The organism is Sphingomonas sp. Leaf257, assembly GCF_001422185.1.
Lineage (GTDB): Bacteria > Pseudomonadota > Alphaproteobacteria > Sphingomonadales > Sphingomonadaceae > Sphingomonas > Sphingomonas yabuuchiae.
Map to the genome: position 1 here is coordinate 320,771 of NZ_LMMH01000012.1, position 18,950 is coordinate 339,720.

An 18,950-nucleotide genomic window follows, 5' to 3' on the forward strand; every position below is an offset into this window, starting at 1 on the left:
CTTAGCGCGGGTTCCGTCCCCGTTCCAGCCGGGTAACGACCCCATTGTCGGCGATATAGGCGGCGTCGATCTCGGATAGGAACAGGCCGTGCCCGACGACGCCCGGAATTGCCGCCAGCGCCTCCGCCAGCCCCGGCAGGTCGGCATCGTTCCAGCCATGGCCATCGACCACGATGTTGCCATTGTCGGTCAGATAACCGGTTCGTTCGTCAAGCCGCTCAAAAAGCCCGGAAAGCCGTTCCACCGCAAAGGCGCGGGCGAAGGGTAGGATTTCGATCGGCAGCTTGGCGCCTTGCAGCCGCTCGACCCGCTTGGAGCCGTCGGCGATGACGATCATCCGGTCGGCGGCGGCCGCGACGATCTTTTCCCGCAGCATGGCCCCGCCGGCGCCCTTCACGGCGGACAAGTCGGCGTCGATGGCGTCCGCGCCGTCGATCGCCAGGTCGACCCGCACCACCGTGTCGAATGGCCGGACCTTCAACCCCAATCGCTCGGCCAGCTCCGTGCTGGCCCGGGAGGTGGCCACCGTCTCGATGGTCAGGCCCCGTTCGGCGAGCAGCGCGATGACATGGGCGGCCGTCGACCCGGTGCCCAGCCCGACGAGCATATTGTCGCATACCTCATCCACCGCGGCGGCGGCAGCCAGGCGCTTATCGGCATCACGATCGGTCATGTACGTTGAAAATGCTTCGGAAACCCAAAGGCTCCCGCCGCCCGCGCTTTTGCCGCACCGCGACAAATTGCGACAATTAAGACGGACGGTTTAGGCCATGATCACTTGCCTTTTCGAACCCCGTTCGTGCAATTTGACACAGGTCAGCAACGTTTCGCCGTCTCGCGCATTAAGGCGCGGGCCGGCTCCGCGGCACAATTCAGGCAGGTGAACGAATTGAACTTTGCAGGTTTTCGCGGTCGCCCGGCGCTTGCCGGGACGGCCATGGCTCTCGCGCTGGTCAGTTTGTCGGCCTGTGGCGGCGGAGACAAGGGCAAGGCAAAGGGCGGAGCCGGCGGACAGCAGCAGACCCCGACCGTCGGTTACGTGACCGTCCAGCCGACCGACGCGCCGATCGTGACCGAACTCGCCGCACGCACCACCGCCTTTGAAAGCTCGGACGTGCGGCCCCAGGTGACCGGCGTGATCCGCCGCCGCTTCTTCACCGAAGGCACGCTGGTGAAGCGCGGCCAGCCGCTCTACGAAATCGATCCCCGCCTGTATCGCGCCTCGGTCAACCAGGCCGCCGCCAATCTGCAAAGCGCGCAGGCCAATGCCGAGGCGACGCGGACGCTGGCCGAACGCTATCGCCCGCTGGCGCAGATCGAGGCGATCTCGAAGCAGGACTATACCAACGCCCAGGCCAGCGCCCGCCAGGCCGCCGCGCAGGTGGCGCAGACCCGTGCCGCGCTGGAGACGGCGCGCGTGAACCTGCAATTCACCACCGTCCCCGCCCCCATTACGGGGCGCATCGGCCGATCGCTGTTCACCGTCGGCGCGCTGGTCAGCGCGGGCCAGACCGATCCGCTGGCACAGATCCAGCGGCTCGACCCGATCTTCGTCGATATCCAGCAGTCGGCGACCGACCTGTTGTCGCTGCGCCGCAGCCTGTCGGCGCGCGACGGCCTGATCCCCGCCAGTGCCAATGTGACGCTTAGGCTGGAGGACGGCACCGATTACGGCCAGACCGGCCGGGTCGAGTTCGCCGAGGCCGTCGTCGACCAGCAGACCGGCACCGTGACGCTACGCGCACGCTTCCCCAATCCGCAAGGCTTGCTGCTGCCCGGCATGTTCGTCCGTGCCCGCTTTGCCCAGGCGATCGACACCAGCGCCTTCCTGGTCCCGCAACAGGCGATCGCGCGCGATCCGAAGGGCAATGCGACGCTGTTCGTCGTCGGCCCGAACGACAAGGTGCAGCAGAAGACGGTCAAGGCCGAGCGGACGCAAGGGGCCTTCTGGGTCGTCACCGACGGCCTGAAGCCCGGTGACAAGATTGTGACCCAGGGCCTGAACAATCTGCGCCCCAACCAGAGCGTGCGCGCGGTGCCCGCCAACAGCCCGCAAAAGGTCCAGCCCCCCTCGCCCGAACAGTTGAAGAAGATGCAGGCCGCCAAGGGCAAGGCGGGCTGACCGGACCATGCTCAGCCGCGTATTTATCGATCGTCCCATCTTCGCCTGGGTCCTTGCCATCATCGTCATGCTGGCGGGCGTCGGCGCGATCATGGGCCTGCCCATCGCGCAATATCCCGACGTCGCGCCGCCCCAGGTGTCGATCCGCGCCACCTTCCCCGGTGCCTCCGCCCAGACGCTGCAGAACTCGGTTACCCAGGTCATCGAACAGCAACTGACCGGCATCGACGGGCTGCTCTATTTCCAGTCCTCCTCGTCCAGTCGTGGCTCGGTGACGATCACCGCCACCTTCGCCAAGGGCACCGACCCCGACATCGCGCAGGTGCAGGTCCAGAACCAGGTCCAGCAATCGGTCGCGCGACTGCCGCAGCAGGTGCAGCAACAGGGTTTGGTCGTCCGCAAGTCGAACCCCGACTTCCTGTTGATCGCGGGCGTCTATGACGAGACGAACCGGATGACGAACCAGGACGTCGCCGATTACCTCGTCTCCAATCTCCAGGACCCGCTGGGCCGTATCCAAGGCGTCGGCGACACCAACGTGTTCGGTTCGCAATATGCGATGCGCATCTGGCTGAACCCGCAAAAGCTGGCCTCCTACCAGCTGATGCCCTCGGACGTGACGACCGCGATCCAGAACCAGAATACCGAGGTCGCGGCGGGCGAGGTCGGCGGTACGCCCTCGGCAACGACCCAGATGCTGAATGCCACCGTGACCTCGCAATCGCGGCTCCAGACGCCCGAGCAATTCCGCGAGATCATCGTCAAGACGCTGAACAACGGCGCGACCGTCAAGCTGTCCGACGTGGCGCGTATCGAGCTGGGCGCCGAAAGCTATGCCGCGGTCAGCCGGATCAACCAGCATCCGGGTGCCGGTATCGCCGTCCTGATGGCACCGGGCGCCGACGCGCTGAAGACCGCCGAGCTGGTCAAGGCCGAGATCACCCGCGTCGCCAAGGGCTTTCCGCAAGGGTTGAAGATCGCCTACGCCAACGACACGACCGCCTTCATCAAGCTGTCGATCGACGAGGTGGTCAAGACGCTGATCGAGGCGATCATCCTGGTCGTCATCGTCATGTTCGTCTTCCTGCAAAGCTGGCGCGCGACGCTGATCCCGACGATCGCGGTGCCGGTCGTGCTGCTGGGCACCTTCGCCATCTTCTATCTGGCCGGGTTCTCGATCAACACGCTGACCCTGTTCGGGCTGGTGCTGGCGATCGGCCTGCTGGTCGACGATGCGATCGTGGTCGTGGAGAATGTCGAGCGTCTGCTCGAGGAAAATCCCGACATGACCCCGCGCGAGGCGACGATCGAGTCGATGAACGAGATCACGGTCGCGCTTGTCGCCATCGCGCTCGTCCTGTCGGCGGTGTTCCTGCCGATGGCGTTCTTCGGCGGGTCGACCGGCGTCATCTATCGCCAGTTCTCGATCACCATCGTCTCGGCGATGATCCTGTCGGTCGCGGTCGCGATCATCCTGTCCCCCGCCCTCACCGCCAGCCTGCTCAAGCAAAAGGCCAAGGAGCATGAGGACGGCGCGTGGCTGGAGCGAAAGGCGCCCCGCGTGGCGCATGTCCTCCAGCGGGCGAAGGACGGGTTCAACACCCGCTTCGATTGGATGGTCGGCAAATATGTCTCGGGCGTGCGCACCGTCGTCGACCGCAAATGGCTGTTCCTGCTGATCTATGCGGGCGTCGTCGCGCTGCTGGCGGTGCTGTTCCTACGCCTGCCGACCGGCTTCCTGCCGACCGAGGACCAGGGATCGGCCATCGTCCAGTTCCGCCTGCCCGCCGGTGCGACCCAGGGCCGCACTATGGAAGTGCAGCGGCAGGTCGAGCAGTATTTCGCCCAGCATGAGGGCAAGAACGTCAAGGTCCTGTTCTCGGTCGCGGGTGGCGGCGGGGGCGGCACCAGCGGTCAGAATACCGGCCAGGGCTTCATCAACTTCGTCGACTGGGCCGACCGCAAGGGCAAGGAGAACAGTGCCGACGCCATTACCGGCCGCGCCTCCGCCGCATTCCGCGGGCTTCGCGACGCGCAGGTGTTCGCCCTCGTTCCCCCCGCCATTCGCGGCCTCGGCCAGTCGGACGGCTTCACCATGGAGCTGCAGAATATCTCCGGCATGCCGCTGGAGAAGTTCGAGGCGGTGCGCGACCAGCTGCTCGCCAAGGCCAATGCCGACCCGATGCTGGCTTCGGTCCGCCTGACCGAGCTTCCCGACATCGCCACGTTGCGCGTCGATCTGGACCAGCAGAAGCTGTCCACACTGGGCCTGACGCAGCAGCAGGTGAACTCGACCCTGTCGACCGCCTGGGGCGGGCAATATGTGAACGACTTCATCGATCGCGGCCGCGTGAAGCGCGTCTTCGTCCAGGGCGACGCGCCCTATCGCTCCGAGCCGGAGGACCTGAAGCAGTGGTTCGTGCGCGGGTCGAGCGGCCAGATGGCGCCTTTCTCGTCCTTCTCGACGATCAACTGGGGCGTGGCGCCGACCACCCTGTCGCGGTTCAACGGCATCCCGTCCTATGAATTCCAGGGTTCGGCCGCGTCCGGCTATAGCTCGGGCGACGCGATGAAGCGGATGACCGAGCTGGCGGCGGAAATCCCCGGCACGTCGATCGCCTGGGCGGGCCTGTCCTATCAGGAACGGCTGTCGGGTGGACAGGCGCCAATCCTGTACGGGCTGTCGATCCTGGTCGTCTTCCTGTGCCTGGCCGCGCTCTATGAAAGCTGGTCGATCCCGTTCGCGGTGCTGCTGGTCATTCCGCTAGGCCTGATCGGCGCGGTGGCCTTCGTGACCCTGCGCGGGCTGACCAACGACGTCTATCTCCAGATCGGTCTGTTGACGACCATGGGGCTGGCGGCAAAGAACGCGATCCTGATGATCGAGTTTGCCGAGCAGGCGGAGAAACAGGGCAAGCGCGTCATCGACGCCGCGCTGGAGGCCGCCAAGATCCGTCTGCGGCCGATCCTGATGACCAGCTTCGCCTTCATTTTCGGCGTGCTGCCGCTCGCCATCTCGACCGGCGCGGGCGCGAACAGCCGTATCGCCATCGGCACCGCCGTGATCGGGGGCATGCTGACCGCAACCGTGCTGGCGATCTTCTACATCCCGTTGTTCTTCGTGCTGGTCCGCCGGTCGGTCCGCAACGGTCTGGCCCGGCTGCGGGGCAAGCCGATGAGCGAGCATGGCGCGGGGCATCGTCCCGCCCCCGAAGGCGGAGCGGAGAAGGCCTGATGCGTATCCTGTCCCCCCTCCCTGCCCTGCTGCTCGCCGCCACCGCGCTGTCGGGCTGCTCGCTGGCTCCGAAATATGAGCGGCCCGCGACGCCGGTGCCGCCTTCCTGGCCGGTCGGCGATGCCTATCTCCGCCAGTCGGAAGCAGCTTTGCCCACCGTTCGCTACAGCGACATCTTCCGTGACGCGCGGTTGCAGCAGTTGATCGCCCAGGCGCTGGTCAATAATCGCGACCTGCGCGTGGCGGCGGCGAACGTCGCCTCCACCCGTGCGCAATACCGCATCCAGCGCGGCAGCCTGTTCCCCGCCGTCAGCGCGACGGGCCGATACAGCTATACGGATCGCGGGTCGGGCGGCGCGGGATCGAGCGCGGTCGGCGGCGGCAGCACGGGGGGCGGTACCGGCAACACCGGAGGAACGGGCACCGGGACCGGCAACGGCACCGTCGATGGCGGCACGGGGACCGGCGTCGGCAATGGCGGCGTCGATACGGGCGGGACCGGCGGCATCGTCACCGGCGCGAATGGCAGCGGTAGCGCCTGGTCGGTGAATTTGGGCGTCAACGCCTTCGAACTCGATCTGTTCGGACGCATCCGCTCGCTGACCGGCGCGGCGCTCGACCGGTATTTCGCGACCGAGGCGGCGGCGCGCGCGACCCGGCTGACGCTGGTCGGAGACATTGCCGATGCCTGGCTGAATTACGGCGCGGACCAGAGCCTGCTCGCCATCGCGCAGCAGACCGCCGCCAGCGCCGAGCGCAGCGTCACCCTGACCCGTGCCCGGCTTCAGGGCGGCATCTCGCCACGCACCGATCTACGCCAGGCCGAACAGGTGCTGGCGACCGCCGAGGCGGACCTTGCGCTCCAGAAGACCGCCGTGGCGCAGGACGTCAACGCGCTGCAACTGCTGGTCGGCGCGCCGATCGACACAACGCTTCTGCCCCGCTCGATCGAAGAAGCCGCGCCGACCGTCGCGACGCTGCCGGCCGGACTGGACTCGGGCATCCTGCTGCGCCGTCCGGACGTGGTGCAGGCCGAATATCTGCTGCGCGCCACCAATGGCCAGATCGGCGCGGCGCGGGCGGCCCTGTTCCCGCGCATCTCGCTGACCGGGCTGGTCGGCTTTGCCAGCACCGCCCTGACCTCGCTCTTCTCGGGCGGCAGCTTCAACTATTCGGTCGCGCCATCGGTCAGCTACCCGATCTTTCAGGCGGGCGCGGGCGTGGCGAACGTCCAGTATTCGCAGGCCCAGCGCGATGCCGCGCTCGCGACCTATGAAAAGGCGATCCAGACCGCTTTCCAGGAAACCGCCGATGCGCTGGCGCGGCAGGGGACGATCGACGACCAGCTGGGCGCCAATCGTCGTTTCCTGAACGCCGCGAGCGACACCTATCGCCTGACCGAAGCAAGCTATCGCGGCGGGGTGACGCCGTTCCTCAATACACTGGATGCACAGCGCTCGCTCTATTCGGCGCAGCGGACGGTGATCGCGACGCAGCTGACGGCGGCAAGCAACCGGGTGACGCTGTACCGGGTGCTCGGTGGGGACTCGCTGCTGGAGGCCACCGCCAATGGACCGGTAGCGCTAAGCCCCGGCAATTAAGCGACAGAGCGACCCTCACCCTTCCCACTTACCTGGAAGGGTGAGGGTTTGCGCTTCAGTCCTGCTTCGGCCCGCGCGCCGCGCCGACCGCGTCGCGACCGAACTGGACGATCATCTCGCCAATCTCACGCGCCTGCGACATGGAGCGGTTGCCCTGCTCGCGGAGGAACTCGGTCTGGATGCGCATGACATCGCCCAGGTCCTTGGCCGACGCTGCCGAGCGCATCGCGGCGAAGGCCTCGCGCGTGTTCGTCTCGGCCTGTTCGAGCATCTTGAGCGTGACCTGCGAGCCGCCCTCGGCCATCTTCTGACCCGTCGCCTGCATCGCCTCGCCCGCACCCTTCATCCGGTCGGTGAAGGCGCCCGCGCCCATATCGCCACCGATCGCACCCGCGCCGCCGCCCGTTCCGATATCCTCGGCCATGTCCGTCTTCTCCTGTGGTTATGCCCGTGTCGGTTGAACCCGCGGAGGGTTCAGGAGTTGCACGGCGTTACCGCCGTGACATGAAAGTTCACAATCCGACCCGAACGCGGCTCAAAGGCGCGTGAAATAGCCGTTCAGGATGGTGATCATCTTCTCGGTCGCGTGCAGATGGCCGTCGTCGTGCCGCTCGACCCACCCGCGCGCCAGCAGCAGCTTGATCCAGCGTTCGCCGACCTGACCGCTCGGCGACAGCCCCGCCGTTTCCAGCAGCGCGGCGTCATTCTCCTGCCCTTCGGCATGAAAGACGGCGAGCGCGATCTCCCATGCCGGATCGCCGAACATATCGGCATCGCCCCCGGCGATCGCGCGGACATCGTGGCGGTGCTTCAGGATCATCGCGGCGCATTCGCGCGGCGTCGGCACGCGCGGCGGGCGCGGCACCGGAACGCCGCTCGCCTCGCCGGAAATGGCTTGGATGCGCGCCTGCACATCCGCCATCACGGCGGTGAAGCGTCCGAAGCTCGCCCGGTCCTCGGCGGGCCAGTGCAGCAGTCGCAAATCACTATTCATCGGATACCACGCCAAGGCAGCGACCAGTCGGGGTCCGTGCCATATCGCGCCAGCCTGATCCGGTGCCGCAGCACCCCGGCCGCCAGCAACACGAGCATGGGATAGGCCAGCTTGCCGCCCGCCTGGGCATACATCCACGGCATCAGCGCGGTGTCGAACCCCTTGACCCCATGAATCCCGACCGCCAGCAGATGCAGCGCGGCCAGCCAGAGCGGCCAGAATCGATTGGCGAGCAACGCGACCGCCATCAATCCGCCCATCAGTGCCACGTCGATGACGAGTTCCAGTGTCTCAACGCTGCGGAAACTGGTGGAGGGATCGAAGGGCAGCACGATGGTCGCCACCGAGGCGCAAAGCAGGATGACCGCCGTCGCCCGCTCCGGCCAGCCGCCCAACGTCAGCGCATAGAGGCAGACCAGCGCCTGAAGGAAGTTGAAGATATAGATGTGCGTCACGGCGTGCCCCGCTGGCCAGGATGGGAGAAGGACACGCCGCGTCGCGCCGGGATCAGGCAGCCGCGCGCAACGGCAGGGCCTCGACGATGCCGGTCGTCTGAGGCGGCTTGGGACGGTTGTCGCCATATTCGTCCGCATCGAAGCCGATGGTCTGGCCGACCTTTTCTAGAATCCGGTGGCTCTGAACCGCATGGCCCCGGGCCTGGCCGATGGCCATCATCGCCTGGCCCAGCATTTCGAAGGCGTGCTGGCCGACCACCGCCGACAGCCGCGCCTCGGCCCGCGCACGGGGCAGCGCCATCGCCAGTTCGCCTGCCGTGGCGAACGCCGTGTCGAGTTCGTTTTCCAGCTTCCACAGGAGCTGGGTCACCTGAAGAGCCGCTTCATGTTCCGTCGTCATCGCCTGTGCCCCCTGATCTGGTCCATGCGCCCCTGGGCGACATGGAGGATGGTCATCCGGCAAGATGCGTCAAACGTCCGATCACCCGGGTCATCACGTCGAGTCCCGTCGCCAGCATGCCGAAGCCGATGGCGAGTGCGACGGCGATCGTGGGAACCCAGAGCAGCCTTTCGGCCATGCTCATGTCGTTGCGTGTCTGCCCTTGCCGCCGGACGGGAAGGGACAAGCGGGGCGATGCGTGGACATGGCCGTCCTGCACCGCCCCACCGACCGTACTCCCATCCGGTGCCATCGGAAGTGGCATGGTCGGCGGTTCGGGAACTAGCCCCGTAAAATCGGGTATGATTTTATGCGGGGTAGCTTCTTCTTGTTCTTCAATAGCTTGGTCATTCGACTGGGCGTCTGCCTGGGCCTCATATTCGTCCAGCGCCATCGCCGCCTCGCGCCGATTGCGCGCGCCGAGCAGCCGCACCGCCTCGGCCAGATAGCTGTCGACGGTCGACTTGCCCAAGCCGAGTTCGGTGGCGATTTCCTTCGAGCCCTTGAGCGCCTTGACCCCGCGAAGACATTCGCGGTGGCGGCGGGTGAGCAGGGCGAAGCGTTCGGGCGTCATCTCATTTTCCGGTCGCGCCGGATAATCGGTCCAGCCATGACGCTGCCCTAGCCGGACGGACGGGGGCTCGCCAAGCGGTTCCGTCTCCGATGCGGGGGAGATGAACCATTAATAATCAAGGTTAATCGCTCTTGGCGCTTATTCCTGGCCGGTCAGTCCTTCCGGTGCGGCACATGAATCGCCTCGATCGAATCGAGAGCCTGAAGCAGGTCGTCAAAGGCCGTGTCCTCTTCGACCGGAAAAGACCGGCGAAATCCCGACCCCAGAACGTCCAGATCGCGCTGGGTCAACAGGCCGACCGCGACGATCGGATCGGGACGGCGGACATCCTTGCGCGGCGGGTTCCCGGTCATTTCCGCCACCGCCGGTACTGCACGGCGAACACACGCCCATCGGCCGATCCCGTGCGTCCCGCAGGACCATATAAGGTGATCGACCGATCATTCTTCAGGGCACGCATTGTCCGAACTCCATCCATGACCATCTGAACCCGCTATCGACCATGGCTGTTCCACGCATTTTCACGCTTGCGACCAGTCGTCCGCCGCAGGCCTGCCGGGCCAGGACGCGGTTAGCTACGGGCCGAAGTTGCGAATGGCTTTCACTGCGCTGCACCCTTCCCTGTCGGGCAACCCCTTGCTAAGGCCGCTGGCGTCAACCGGAGATTTCCCCGGCGCGCCTGCTCGCGGCTGCATGCTGCCGTGTCCCACTGGGCGTGCCCGGCTCGACCATGAAGGGACGCCCATGACTGCGATAGGCCAGGACAGCCTGAACACCCGCTCGACCCTCGACGTCGACGGCAAGAGCTATGATTATTACAGCCTCGCCAAGGCTTCCGAGCAGCTCGGCGACATCAGCCGCCTGCCCTTCTCGATGAAGGTGCTGCTGGAGAATCTGCTGCGCTTCGAAGACGGCAAGACCGTCACGCGCGAGGATATCCAAGCGATCGTCGACTGGCAGAAGACCCAGCGTTCGGACCGCGAGATCCAGTATCGCCCGGCCCGCGTGCTGATGCAGGACTTCACCGGCGTGCCTTGCGTGGTCGACCTCGCCGCGATGCGCGACGCGATCACCAAGCTGGGCGGCGACGCGGCCAAGATCAATCCGCAGGTCCCCGTCCACCTCGTCATCGACCACTCGGTCATGGTCGACGAGTTCGGCACGCCGCAGGCCTTCGAGGATAATGTCGACCTCGAATATCAGCGCAACATGGAACGCTATGAGTTCCTGAAGTGGGGCTCCAAGGCGCTCGACAATTTCTCGGTGGTTCCGCCGGGCACCGGCATCTGCCACCAGGTGAACCTGGAATATATCGGCCAGGCCATCTGGTCGTCGACCGAGAGCGGCGAGCATGCCAAGGGCGGCGCGACGATCGCCTATCCGGACACGCTGGTCGGCACCGACAGCCACACCACGATGATCAACGGCCTGGGCGTGCTCGGCTGGGGCGTCGGCGGGATCGAGGCGGAAGCCGCGATGCTCGGCCAGCCCGTGTCGATGCTGATCCCGGAAGTCGTCGGCTTCAAGCTGACCGGCAAGCTCCAGGAAGGCATCACCGCCACCGACCTGGTGCTGACCATCACCCAGATGCTGCGCGCCAAGGGCGTGGTCGGCCGCTTCGTCGAGTTCTACGGCCCCGGCCTGTCGTCGATGACGCTCGCCGACCGTGCGACGATCGCCAACATGGCGCCCGAGTACGGCGCGACCTGCGGCTTCTTCCCGATCGACGACAAGACGCTCGACTATATGCGCCTGACCGCGCGTTCGGACGACAATGTCGCCCTGGTCGAGGCCTATGCCAAGGCGAACGGCTTCTGGCGTCATGACGATGCCGCCGACCCCGTCTTCACCGACACGCTGGAACTCGACATGTCGACGGTCGTGCCGTCGCTGGCGGGGCCGAAGCGTCCGCAGGACAAGGTCGTCCTCACCGAAGTCGACGACGTGTTCAACGCCGACCTCGCCAAGGTGTACAAGAAGGACGCCCCCGCGCGCGTCTCGGTCGATGACCGTGGCCATGACATCGGCGACGGCGACGTCGTGATCGCCGCCATCACCAGCTGCACCAACACCTCGAACCCGTCGGTGCTGGTCGCCGCCGGTCTGGTCGCCCGCAAGGCGAACGCGCTGGGCCTGAAGCCCAAGCCCTGGGTCAAGACCTCGCTCGCCCCCGGTTCGCAGGTCGTCACCGATTACCTCGACAAGGCGGGCCTAACCGCCGATCTCGACGCGATCGGCTTCAACCTGGTCGGTTATGGCTGCACCACCTGCATCGGCAATTCGGGTCCGCTCGCCGAGCCGATCTCGAAGGCGATCAACGGCAACGACATCGTCGCGGCCTCGGTCCTGTCGGGCAACCGCAACTTCGAAGGCCGCGTGTCCCCGGACGTGCGCGCCAACTTCCTCGCCTCGCCGCCGCTGGTCGTCGCGTACGCGCTGAAGGGCACGGTCACGCAGGACATGCGTGAGACGCCGATCGGCCAGGGCAAGGACGGCCAGGACGTCTACCTCAAGGACATCTGGCCCTCGAACGACGAAGTCCGCAGCCTGATGGATGCGAACATCGACGACGAGATGTTCCGCTCGCGCTACGGCAATGTCTATGCGGGCGACGCCAAGTGGTCGGCGATCGAAGTGGCCGGCTCGGACACTTATGCCTGGCCGACCGGCTCGACCTATGTCGCCAACCCGCCCTATTTCGAGGGCATGGAGATGACGCCGAAGCCCGTCACCGACATCATCGAGGCCAAGCCGCTCGCCATCCTGGGCGACTCGATCACGACCGACCACATCAGCCCGGCCGGTTCGATCAAGGCCGACAGCCCCGCAGGCACCTTCCTGCAGGAGCATCAGGTCGCCAAGAAGGACTTCAACTCCTATGGCGCGCGTCGCGGCAACCATGACGTGATGATGCGCGGCACCTTCGCTAACATCCGCATCAAGAACGAGATGGTGCCCGGCGTCGAAGGCGGCATGACCCAGTATGACGGCGAAGTGATGCCGATCTATGACGCCGCCATGCGTCACAAGGCCGACGGCACGCCGCTCGTCATCATCGCGGGCAAGGAATATGGCACGGGTTCGTCGCGCGACTGGGCGGCGAAGGGCACCAATCTGCTCGGCGTGCGGGCGGTCATCACCGAAAGCTTCGAGCGTATCCACCGTTCGAACCTGGTCGGCATGGGCGTGTTGCCGCTTCAGTTCGCCGAGGGCGTGACCCGCGAGACGCTGAAGCTGGACGGCTCCGAGAGCTTCACCATCCAGAACGTCGCTGGCCTGCGCCCGCGTCAGGATGTCGAAGTGATCCTGGCCCGCAAGGACGGCTCGACCGAGACCTTCCTGACCAAGTGCCGCATCGATACCGTCAACGAGCTGGAATATTTCCTGAACGGCGGCATCCTGCAGTACGTGCTGCGCAACCTGGCGGCGTAAGTCGCCCATGGGGGCGGGCCGAAAGGTCCGCCTTCGCGGTTACGCAAAAAGGCCCGTCCGGAGCGATCCGGGCGGGCCTTTTTTATGGGTAAAGGCTTGCCCCTCCACCACCCGGCTGCGCCGGGCGGTCCCCCTCCCCGTGCTTCGCACAGGGAGGAATAAGGATGCACCAAATCCTCCCCAAGCTCTGCTTGGGGAGGGGGACCGCCGCAAAGCGGTGGTGGAGGGGCAAGCCCCCTTCCCGTCAAATCTTGCGCTGCTGCGCCTTACGCAGGGCCGTCTCACGCTCCAGCCGGTCGAGCATCGTCTCGATCGATTCATCCTGTCGATCGGGTAGCGGCAGGGCGGCACCCCGTTCCTCCGGCGCCGGCTCGCGCATCGGCGGGATCGGCATGGGTTCGGCCGGAGCCGGGCGCATGGGCTCGCGCGGTGTCGACAGGATCGCCTCCGGGTCATAGGCCGAAAGCGGCTGGTCCAGATCGGCGGGCAGCGTCCGCTCGACAATGTCCTCCTCGACCGGCGGCGGCGGGGCGCCCAGTTCGGCGGCGTTCAACGGACGGCGCGGCGGCGCGTCCGGGTGGCGGTCGGAACGGCGTACGGCGGGCACATAATCCTCGTCATCGTCGTCGCGCACTGGCTTGGCGCGGCGCGCAAGCAGACCACCGGGTCCCCAGAGCAGATAGACGACCGCCCAGGTCACGGCCCCCGCCCCCAGCCCCGCGACCAGCGCGAGCAGCATCCGCGCCTTCATGCCCAGCGGCGGTCGGGCGGCGGCCAGGATATCGCCGAGGCTCAGGCTCGAGACCAGCGACTCGAGCCGCCAGTCGGGCACGATCATGACGAGCAGGATCGCGAACAGTCCGACGGCCCCGCCGATCCAGGCAGGTCCGAAGCGTCGTTGAGGGGGCATGGCGGTGAAGGTCATGATCTTACGTCTTCGCCCCGTCTAACAATCGTTGGTAAACAGGTTCGTAACGCCGGATATTCGACGCCCAATTGCGTTCCCTTTCGACGAACGCCCGGCCCGCCGCGCGCCGCGCGTCCCAGCCGCCGCGATCGGCCAGCAGGGCGGCCAGCGCATCGGCAATCGCCGCCGGATCGTCGGGCGCGAACAACGTCCCCGTCCGCCCGTCCTCGATCAGCTCGCGATGCCCGCCGACATCCGACGCGGCGACCAGCTTGCCCTGCGCCATGGCCTCCAACGGTTTCAGCGGCGTGACGAGATCGGTCAGCCGCATCTTCTTGCGCGGATAGGCCAGGATATCGACCATGCTGTAATATCGTTCCACCTGCTGGTGAGGCACCCGCCCGACGAAGCGGATCGCCGCCGCCACGGGCGAACGGTCCGCCTGTGCCCGAAGCGCCGCCTCCATCGGGCCGCCGCCGACCAGCAGCAGGCGCGCCTTGGGTCGTGCGGCCACGAGTCGCGGCATGGCGGCGATCAGGTCGTCCAGCCCTTCATAATCATAGAAGCTGCCGATGAAGCCGATCACCTCGGCATCGGCCAGTCCCAGTTCCTCGGCCAGCGCTTCATCGCGGGCGAGCGGCTGGCCGAACAGCCCCAGATCGACGCCATTGGGCGAAACGATGATCTTGTTCCGCGACAGCCCCCGCGCGATCAGGTCGCCGCGCAGGCCTTCGCAGATCACCGCAATCGCATCGGCGCGCCGACAGGCCCAGCTTTCCAGCGTGCGCGTCACGCGGTAGCGGGCGCTTCCGGCCGTACCGGTGCCGTTGCCGACCGCGGCATCCTCCCAAAAGGCCCGAATCTCATAGACCAGCGGCAATCGCCGCCGCCGCGCGACAGCGAGCCCGGCCAGCGCGTCGAGCACGGGCGAATGGGCGTGAAGGATGTCGGGCCGGAAGGCCGTCACCGCCCGGTCGATCGCCCGGACATGCGCGGCCAGTCCGGCGGCCTCGCCCACCAGCCCCCCGCGCATCGCAACCGGCGTGCGATAGAAGGTCAGGCCGTCAAGCGTCTCGACGGCGGCGTCCACTGCCCCCTGCCGAACGCCCGTCACCGCCGCGACGTCATGCCCCGCCCCCTCCTGCGCCTTCAGGATGGCACGGGTGCGAAAGGTATAACCACTTTGCAGCGGCAGCCCATGGTCTAGGATATGCAGGATACGCATCAGCTTACGACCTGTCATGCCAGCCCTTAACGCCGCGTCAACCGCCGGTTTATAAGCAGGTCCCGGAAGTAGCGTTAAGGGTTTGAGGAAACGGGCGATGATCGACAGCTTTGCCCTTCTGCTGACCCATGGCCTGATGCTGATCGCGGCCTGGCGGCTGGTCGGACGGCGCGACCTGGACCATGAGGGCGATATCGGCCCCGCCGCGAGCAGACATGGCCGGAAGCCCATGGCCAAGCGGCGCCTCGACGATGCGTGACCTGTTCCTGATCGGATTTCTGTTCAGCCTCTTTGCGCTGGGGCTGCGGCGGCCGTTCCTGATGGTGCTAGCCTATATCTATATCGACATCGTCTCGCCGCAGCGGCTGACCTATTATTTGCTCAACACCGTGCCCATCTCGTTGATGGCGGTGATCGCGGCGGTGGGCGGCTGGGCTATGTCCGACGACAAGCGCGATAGCCGGTTTACCGTGCGGCAGGGCGCGATCCTGCTGCTGCTGGCCTATTGCGCCCTCACCACCTTTTTCGGCGCCGACTTCCCCACCGAGGCGAAGGAGAAATGGGACTGGGTGTGGAAGGCGTTGGCCTTTGCCGTCTTCCTGCCGCTGACCCTGCGCACCCGGCTCAGGATCGAGGCGCTGCTGCTGTTCATGATGCTGTCGGTCGCGTCGATCGTGATCGTCGGGGGCATCAAGACGCTGTTCTCCGGCGGCGGCTATGGCGAGCTGAACCTGATGGTCAGCAACAATGCCGGGCTGTACGAGGGCAGCATCATCTCGACCGCCGCGATCGCGGTCATTCCGATCATCCTGTGGTTCATGCGATACGGCACGGTCTATCCGCCCGACCTGCGGGTGCGGGCGTTCGGGATCGGGCTGATCTTCGCCTGCCTGCTGATCCCGGTCGGCACCTCGGCGCGGACGGGGCTGCTGTGTATCGGGCTACTCGCCATCCTGATGCTGCGCGATGTGAAGCGGCGGCTGCTCTATATCGGCATGCTGGCGGTGGCGGGCATGGCGGTCGTGCCGCTGCTCCCCTCCTCTTATACCGAGCGGATGAACACGATCCGCAGCTATCAGGGGGACGAGTCCGCCTCGACCCGGCTGGCGGTATGGAAATGGACCCTCGACTATGCCGCCTCCAATCCGTTCGGCGGCGGGTTCGACGCCTATCTCCAGAACAGCTTCCGCTACGACCTGACCGTGGTCGAGGGTTCGGCGCATGACAGCAAGGTCCAGCGAAAGGTCACGACCGACCGCGCCCGCGCCTATCACTCCAGCTATTTCGAGATGCTGGGCGAACAGGGCTGGCCGGGGCTGTTCCTGTGGCTGGGCATCAACATCGCGGGACTGCTGCGGATGGAGGCGCTGCGGCGGCGTTATCGCAGCACCGACGACTCGCTGCACTGGGGCGGCCAGCTGGCGGGCGCGCTCCAGCACGGGCATATGATCTATCTACTCGGCGCGGCCTTTGTCGGGATCGCGTACAACCCCTTCCTCTATCAACTGATCGCCGCGCAGATCGGGCTGGATACCTATCTCACCCGCAAGTCCCGCGAGGCGCGCCTGAAGGTGCCCGGTCGCGCCATGCCTGGCCGACTTTCATCGGCGGCATAATCCGATCTTCCCCGAAAAGAGAAACAGACGAAGCCAGATCGCCCCCAGTTTCGCCGGGTACCGGACCGGGGATGCATCCATATCCGATACGATTGATGTGGACATGCCTTCATGTCCGCCCCGTCCTTGGGGCGAATTTCCGTTTTCCGGATCAATCCATGGCGTCGAAGTCCGACTCTATTCCCCTTGCCGATTGACCGGACCAGAAATGACCGTATCGTCATGATGGTTAACAGGGGAGGCAAACTTGGTTCACGACAATCTGTACGGCTACGGCTTGTTCGCAAAGGATGATTATTACAGGTTTTCGTCGACCGATGTCATGTCAGGCAACATCCTGAATAATGATCGCGAAGGTGATAATGGCGAAAAAGCGCTCCGCTTCTTCGGCGGCAGCCGCGTCAGCCTGACCGATTCCGGGACAACTGAGGTAGCGGGAAAATATGGCACATTCCGAATCAAGGCCGATGGCAGCTTTACTTATGCGCTGAATGAAAGCGTCAAGGCCGCCACAGCCGGCGGCACGGTCCTGACCGAGAATATTCCCTACAAGATCAGCGACAAGATGGGGAAGACCGACTTCGCCTATCTCACCATGGACATCAATGTCGGCAAGACGAGCCAGGTCCGCGAAACCGTCTACACCTTCGACAAGAACCCGACGCTCGACATCCTGTCGTTCGGCACCACGTATGACGGTGATCAGATGATGTTCGGCAGCGAAAACGGCAACCAGCACTGGCAAGCCGACCCATGGGGTCTCGGATTCTTCTCGAGCACGGGCACTGACTTCGTGCTGACCGACATGACGGTCGCAACCGGCAATTCCTCGCCCGTCACGGCAGTTGTCGTATTTCAGGGATATCGCGACGGCAGACTGGTGGGCACCAAGACGGTCAATCTCGATGCGACCACCATCTCGGACCAACAGCATGTCTCGCTTGCGGAAATGGGCAAGATCGACCGCGTCTCCTATTATATTCCGAATGTCGTGGGGGGCGAATTCGACGGCCTTCCGACCCTATTGTTCGACGATATTCACCTGTTGATCTGACCCTGTCGGGCCTGTGGCGAGGTGTCTGCGACAGGCCCGCATGGAGACCGGGCGGATCGATGGTCCTCATCGCTTACCCTTCCTTGGGACGGGCGCGCGGGGAAAGGCGTATTCGAGTATCGATCCGCCCTGGATTGCGATGACCTGAGATGGACCCACCCCTCCCCTTCAGGGGTGGGGCGTATCCGCAAGCGCGGCGTTCGTGGCTAGGCCCCACCCCAACCCCTCCCCTGAAGGGGAGGGGCTCACGTTGGCTCGATGTGATGTCGATCCGGCCTAGAACCGCCGAGCGGTCGGCGTGATGCCGGCGCCCAGGATATTGCCCCGGATCACCAGCGGCTCGCCCGACCAGTTGCCGACGAAGACCGGCTTGAAATCGACGCCGGGGGCCAGGCGGGCGCGGTTGTTTTCGATCACCAAGCCCGACGAGTCGTTCTTGGCCCCCTCCGGCGCGACGGTGATCAGCGTCGAGTGATTGTCCTTGTCGCGGCCGAAGACGAACTCGTTCCCCGCGATCCGCCCCTTCGCGCCGTTGGACAGGTCGATCATATAGTTGGTCGAGTGGCCCTTGCTGTCGTCGAAGCTGCTGTCGAGCACCTCGACATAAGGCGCCCGACTCTTGACGTAATGGCCTCCCTGCCCGTGCTCGAAGCGGCAGGCGGTGACGCGCAGGGACTTGTAGCGGCCCATATAGATGCCGTGCGCGCCGTTGCCGGTCGGGTCGTTGCCCAGGCCGGAAAAGGTCGAGTGGTCGACGGTGACGGTGCCATTGGGGTCCTCGGCCGACAGGATGCCCGACTGGCTGTCGAGGAACATCGCGTTGCTGACGGACAGCGGCCCCTTTTCGATACGGATGCCCGCGCCATTGCCGTCCCCGACCTCGATATGGCTGAAGACGATGCCTTGGACCGAAGCCCCCCGCCCGCGCAGGACCAGCGCCGCCTTCCCCTCGCAGGCGATGCGGGTGAAGATCACCTTGCCCGGCTCGGTCGCGACATAGCTGATCCGCCCCGCCCCCTGGATCGCGCATTCGCGGTAGGTGCCCGGCGCGATGCGGATCGTGCCCTCGCCATCGCCGATCGCCGTGACCGCCGCCTGCAACGTGGCGAAGCCGCGCCCGCCGACCATGAAGGGCTGCGCGCTTCCTTGCGCGAGCGCGACCGCCGACGTCATACCGAGGATTAGGAGCGGAACCAGACGCATGGGGTCATCCTGAAAAAGCGAACGGGCGCTGCACCCTGCCACGCATGGGAACAGGATGCGACGCCCGTGATCGTCCCGCGAAGGGAACACGAT

At 65.7% G+C, this 18,950-nt stretch carries 17 protein-coding genes; 7 read left to right on the forward strand and 10 right to left on the reverse strand.

Annotated elements, in window-relative coordinates; genetic code table 11:
* Position 1: 1 nt before the first annotated feature.
* Positions 2 to 673: a ribose-5-phosphate isomerase RpiA gene (gene rpiA, locus ASF14_RS09315; protein ID WP_056434355.1), complete on the reverse strand. Its 672-nt coding sequence runs from the start codon at positions 671 to 673 to the stop codon at positions 2 to 4.
* 264 nt (positions 674 to 937) lie between these two features.
* Between rpiA and ASF14_RS09320 the strand changes: the two genes are divergently transcribed.
* The 3 genes from ASF14_RS09320 to ASF14_RS09330 are packed head-to-tail and all read left to right on the forward strand — an operon-like array spanning position 938 to position 6,958.
* The gene (locus ASF14_RS09320) at positions 938 to 2,122 is read left to right on the forward strand and encodes an efflux RND transporter periplasmic adaptor subunit (protein WP_056434358.1); all 1,185 of its coding nucleotides are present in this window, start codon (positions 938 to 940) and stop codon (positions 2,120 to 2,122) included.
* Between the two features lie 7 nt (positions 2,123 to 2,129).
* Positions 2,130 to 5,357 (forward strand): multidrug efflux RND transporter permease subunit, encoded by a 3,228-nt coding sequence (locus ASF14_RS09325; RefSeq protein ID WP_056434359.1) that lies wholly within the window; start codon positions 2,130 to 2,132, stop codon positions 5,355 to 5,357.
* Positions 5,357 to 6,958, forward strand: a complete 1,602-nt coding sequence (locus ASF14_RS09330; protein WP_082442154.1) for an efflux transporter outer membrane subunit — start codon at positions 5,357 to 5,359, stop codon at positions 6,956 to 6,958. The genes ASF14_RS09325 and ASF14_RS09330 overlap by 1 nt, the downstream gene beginning before the upstream one ends.
* Before the next feature lie 55 nt (positions 6,959 to 7,013).
* On the opposite strand, the gene ASF14_RS09335 is transcribed toward ASF14_RS09330, so the two are convergent.
* The 6 genes from ASF14_RS09335 to ASF14_RS09360 form a co-directional block, all read right to left on the reverse strand.
* Positions 7,014 to 7,382, reverse strand: a complete 369-nt coding sequence (locus tag ASF14_RS09335; RefSeq protein WP_056434363.1) for a phasin family protein — start codon at positions 7,380 to 7,382, stop codon at positions 7,014 to 7,016.
* A 111-nt stretch (positions 7,383 to 7,493) separates the two neighbouring features.
* Positions 7,494 to 7,952 carry a hypothetical protein gene (locus ASF14_RS09340; RefSeq protein ID WP_056434365.1) on the reverse strand — a complete coding sequence of 153 codons (459 nt, stop codon included), beginning with the start codon at positions 7,950 to 7,952 and terminating at the stop codon, positions 7,494 to 7,496.
* Entirely contained in the window at positions 7,949 to 8,407 is a 459-nt protein-coding gene (locus ASF14_RS09345) for a hypothetical protein (RefSeq protein ID WP_056434367.1), read from the reverse strand. The genes ASF14_RS09340 and ASF14_RS09345 overlap by 4 nt, the downstream gene beginning before the upstream one ends.
* A 52-nt stretch (positions 8,408 to 8,459) precedes the next feature.
* Positions 8,460 to 8,807 carry a hypothetical protein gene (locus ASF14_RS09350; protein ID WP_056434369.1) on the reverse strand — a complete coding sequence of 116 codons (348 nt, stop codon included), beginning with the start codon at positions 8,805 to 8,807 and terminating at the stop codon, positions 8,460 to 8,462.
* Positions 8,808 to 8,859: 52 nt separating this feature from the next.
* On the reverse strand, positions 8,860 to 9,420 hold the full coding sequence (locus ASF14_RS09355; RefSeq protein ID WP_056434371.1) for a helix-turn-helix domain-containing protein: 561 nt from the start codon (positions 9,418 to 9,420) through the stop codon (positions 8,860 to 8,862).
* 152 nt (positions 9,421 to 9,572) lie between these two features.
* Complete coding sequence (locus tag ASF14_RS09360; RefSeq protein ID WP_056434373.1) at positions 9,573 to 9,773, reverse strand: hypothetical protein; 201 nt, start codon at positions 9,771 to 9,773, stop codon at positions 9,573 to 9,575.
* A 391-nt stretch (positions 9,774 to 10,164) separates the two neighbouring features.
* On the opposite strand from ASF14_RS09360, the gene acnA reads away from it, so the two are divergent.
* On the forward strand, positions 10,165 to 12,852 hold the full coding sequence (gene acnA, locus ASF14_RS09365; RefSeq protein ID WP_056434375.1) for an aconitate hydratase AcnA: 2,688 nt from the start codon (positions 10,165 to 10,167) through the stop codon (positions 12,850 to 12,852).
* A gap of 244 nt (positions 12,853 to 13,096) precedes the next feature.
* On the opposite strand, the gene ASF14_RS09370 is transcribed toward acnA, so the two are convergent.
* Both ASF14_RS09370 and ASF14_RS09375 read right to left on the reverse strand, forming a co-directional pair.
* On the reverse strand, positions 13,097 to 13,777 hold the full coding sequence (locus tag ASF14_RS09370; RefSeq protein WP_056434377.1) for a hypothetical protein: 681 nt from the start codon (positions 13,775 to 13,777) through the stop codon (positions 13,097 to 13,099).
* Positions 13,778 to 13,781: 4 nt separating this feature from the next.
* Positions 13,782 to 14,984 (reverse strand): TIGR04063 family PEP-CTERM/XrtA system glycosyltransferase, encoded by a 1,203-nt coding sequence (locus tag ASF14_RS09375; protein ID WP_056434379.1) that lies wholly within the window; start codon positions 14,982 to 14,984, stop codon positions 13,782 to 13,784.
* A gap of 97 nt (positions 14,985 to 15,081) precedes the next feature.
* Between ASF14_RS09375 and ASF14_RS21870 the strand changes: the two genes are divergently transcribed.
* The 3 genes from ASF14_RS21870 to ASF14_RS09385 all read left to right on the forward strand — a co-directional run bounded on the left by ASF14_RS21870 (position 15,082) and on the right by ASF14_RS09385 (position 17,654).
* Positions 15,082 to 15,243: a hypothetical protein gene (locus ASF14_RS21870; protein WP_168371515.1), complete on the forward strand. Its 162-nt coding sequence runs from the start codon at positions 15,082 to 15,084 to the stop codon at positions 15,241 to 15,243.
* Positions 15,236 to 16,600 carry a putative O-glycosylation ligase, exosortase A system-associated gene (locus tag ASF14_RS09380; protein WP_056434381.1) on the forward strand — a complete coding sequence of 455 codons (1,365 nt, stop codon included), beginning with the start codon at positions 15,236 to 15,238 and terminating at the stop codon, positions 16,598 to 16,600. The genes ASF14_RS21870 and ASF14_RS09380 overlap by 8 nt, the downstream gene beginning before the upstream one ends.
* A 247-nt stretch (positions 16,601 to 16,847) precedes the next feature.
* Positions 16,848 to 17,654 (forward strand): VCBS domain-containing protein, encoded by an 807-nt coding sequence (locus tag ASF14_RS09385; protein WP_056434383.1) that lies wholly within the window; start codon positions 16,848 to 16,850, stop codon positions 17,652 to 17,654.
* 276 nt (positions 17,655 to 17,930) lie between these two features.
* Here the strand turns inward: ASF14_RS09385 and ASF14_RS09390 are convergent, their stop codons facing one another.
* Positions 17,931 to 18,857 carry a right-handed parallel beta-helix repeat-containing protein gene (locus ASF14_RS09390; protein ID WP_056434385.1) on the reverse strand — a complete coding sequence of 309 codons (927 nt, stop codon included), beginning with the start codon at positions 18,855 to 18,857 and terminating at the stop codon, positions 17,931 to 17,933.
* Between the last annotated feature and the right edge of the window lie 93 nt (positions 18,858 to 18,950).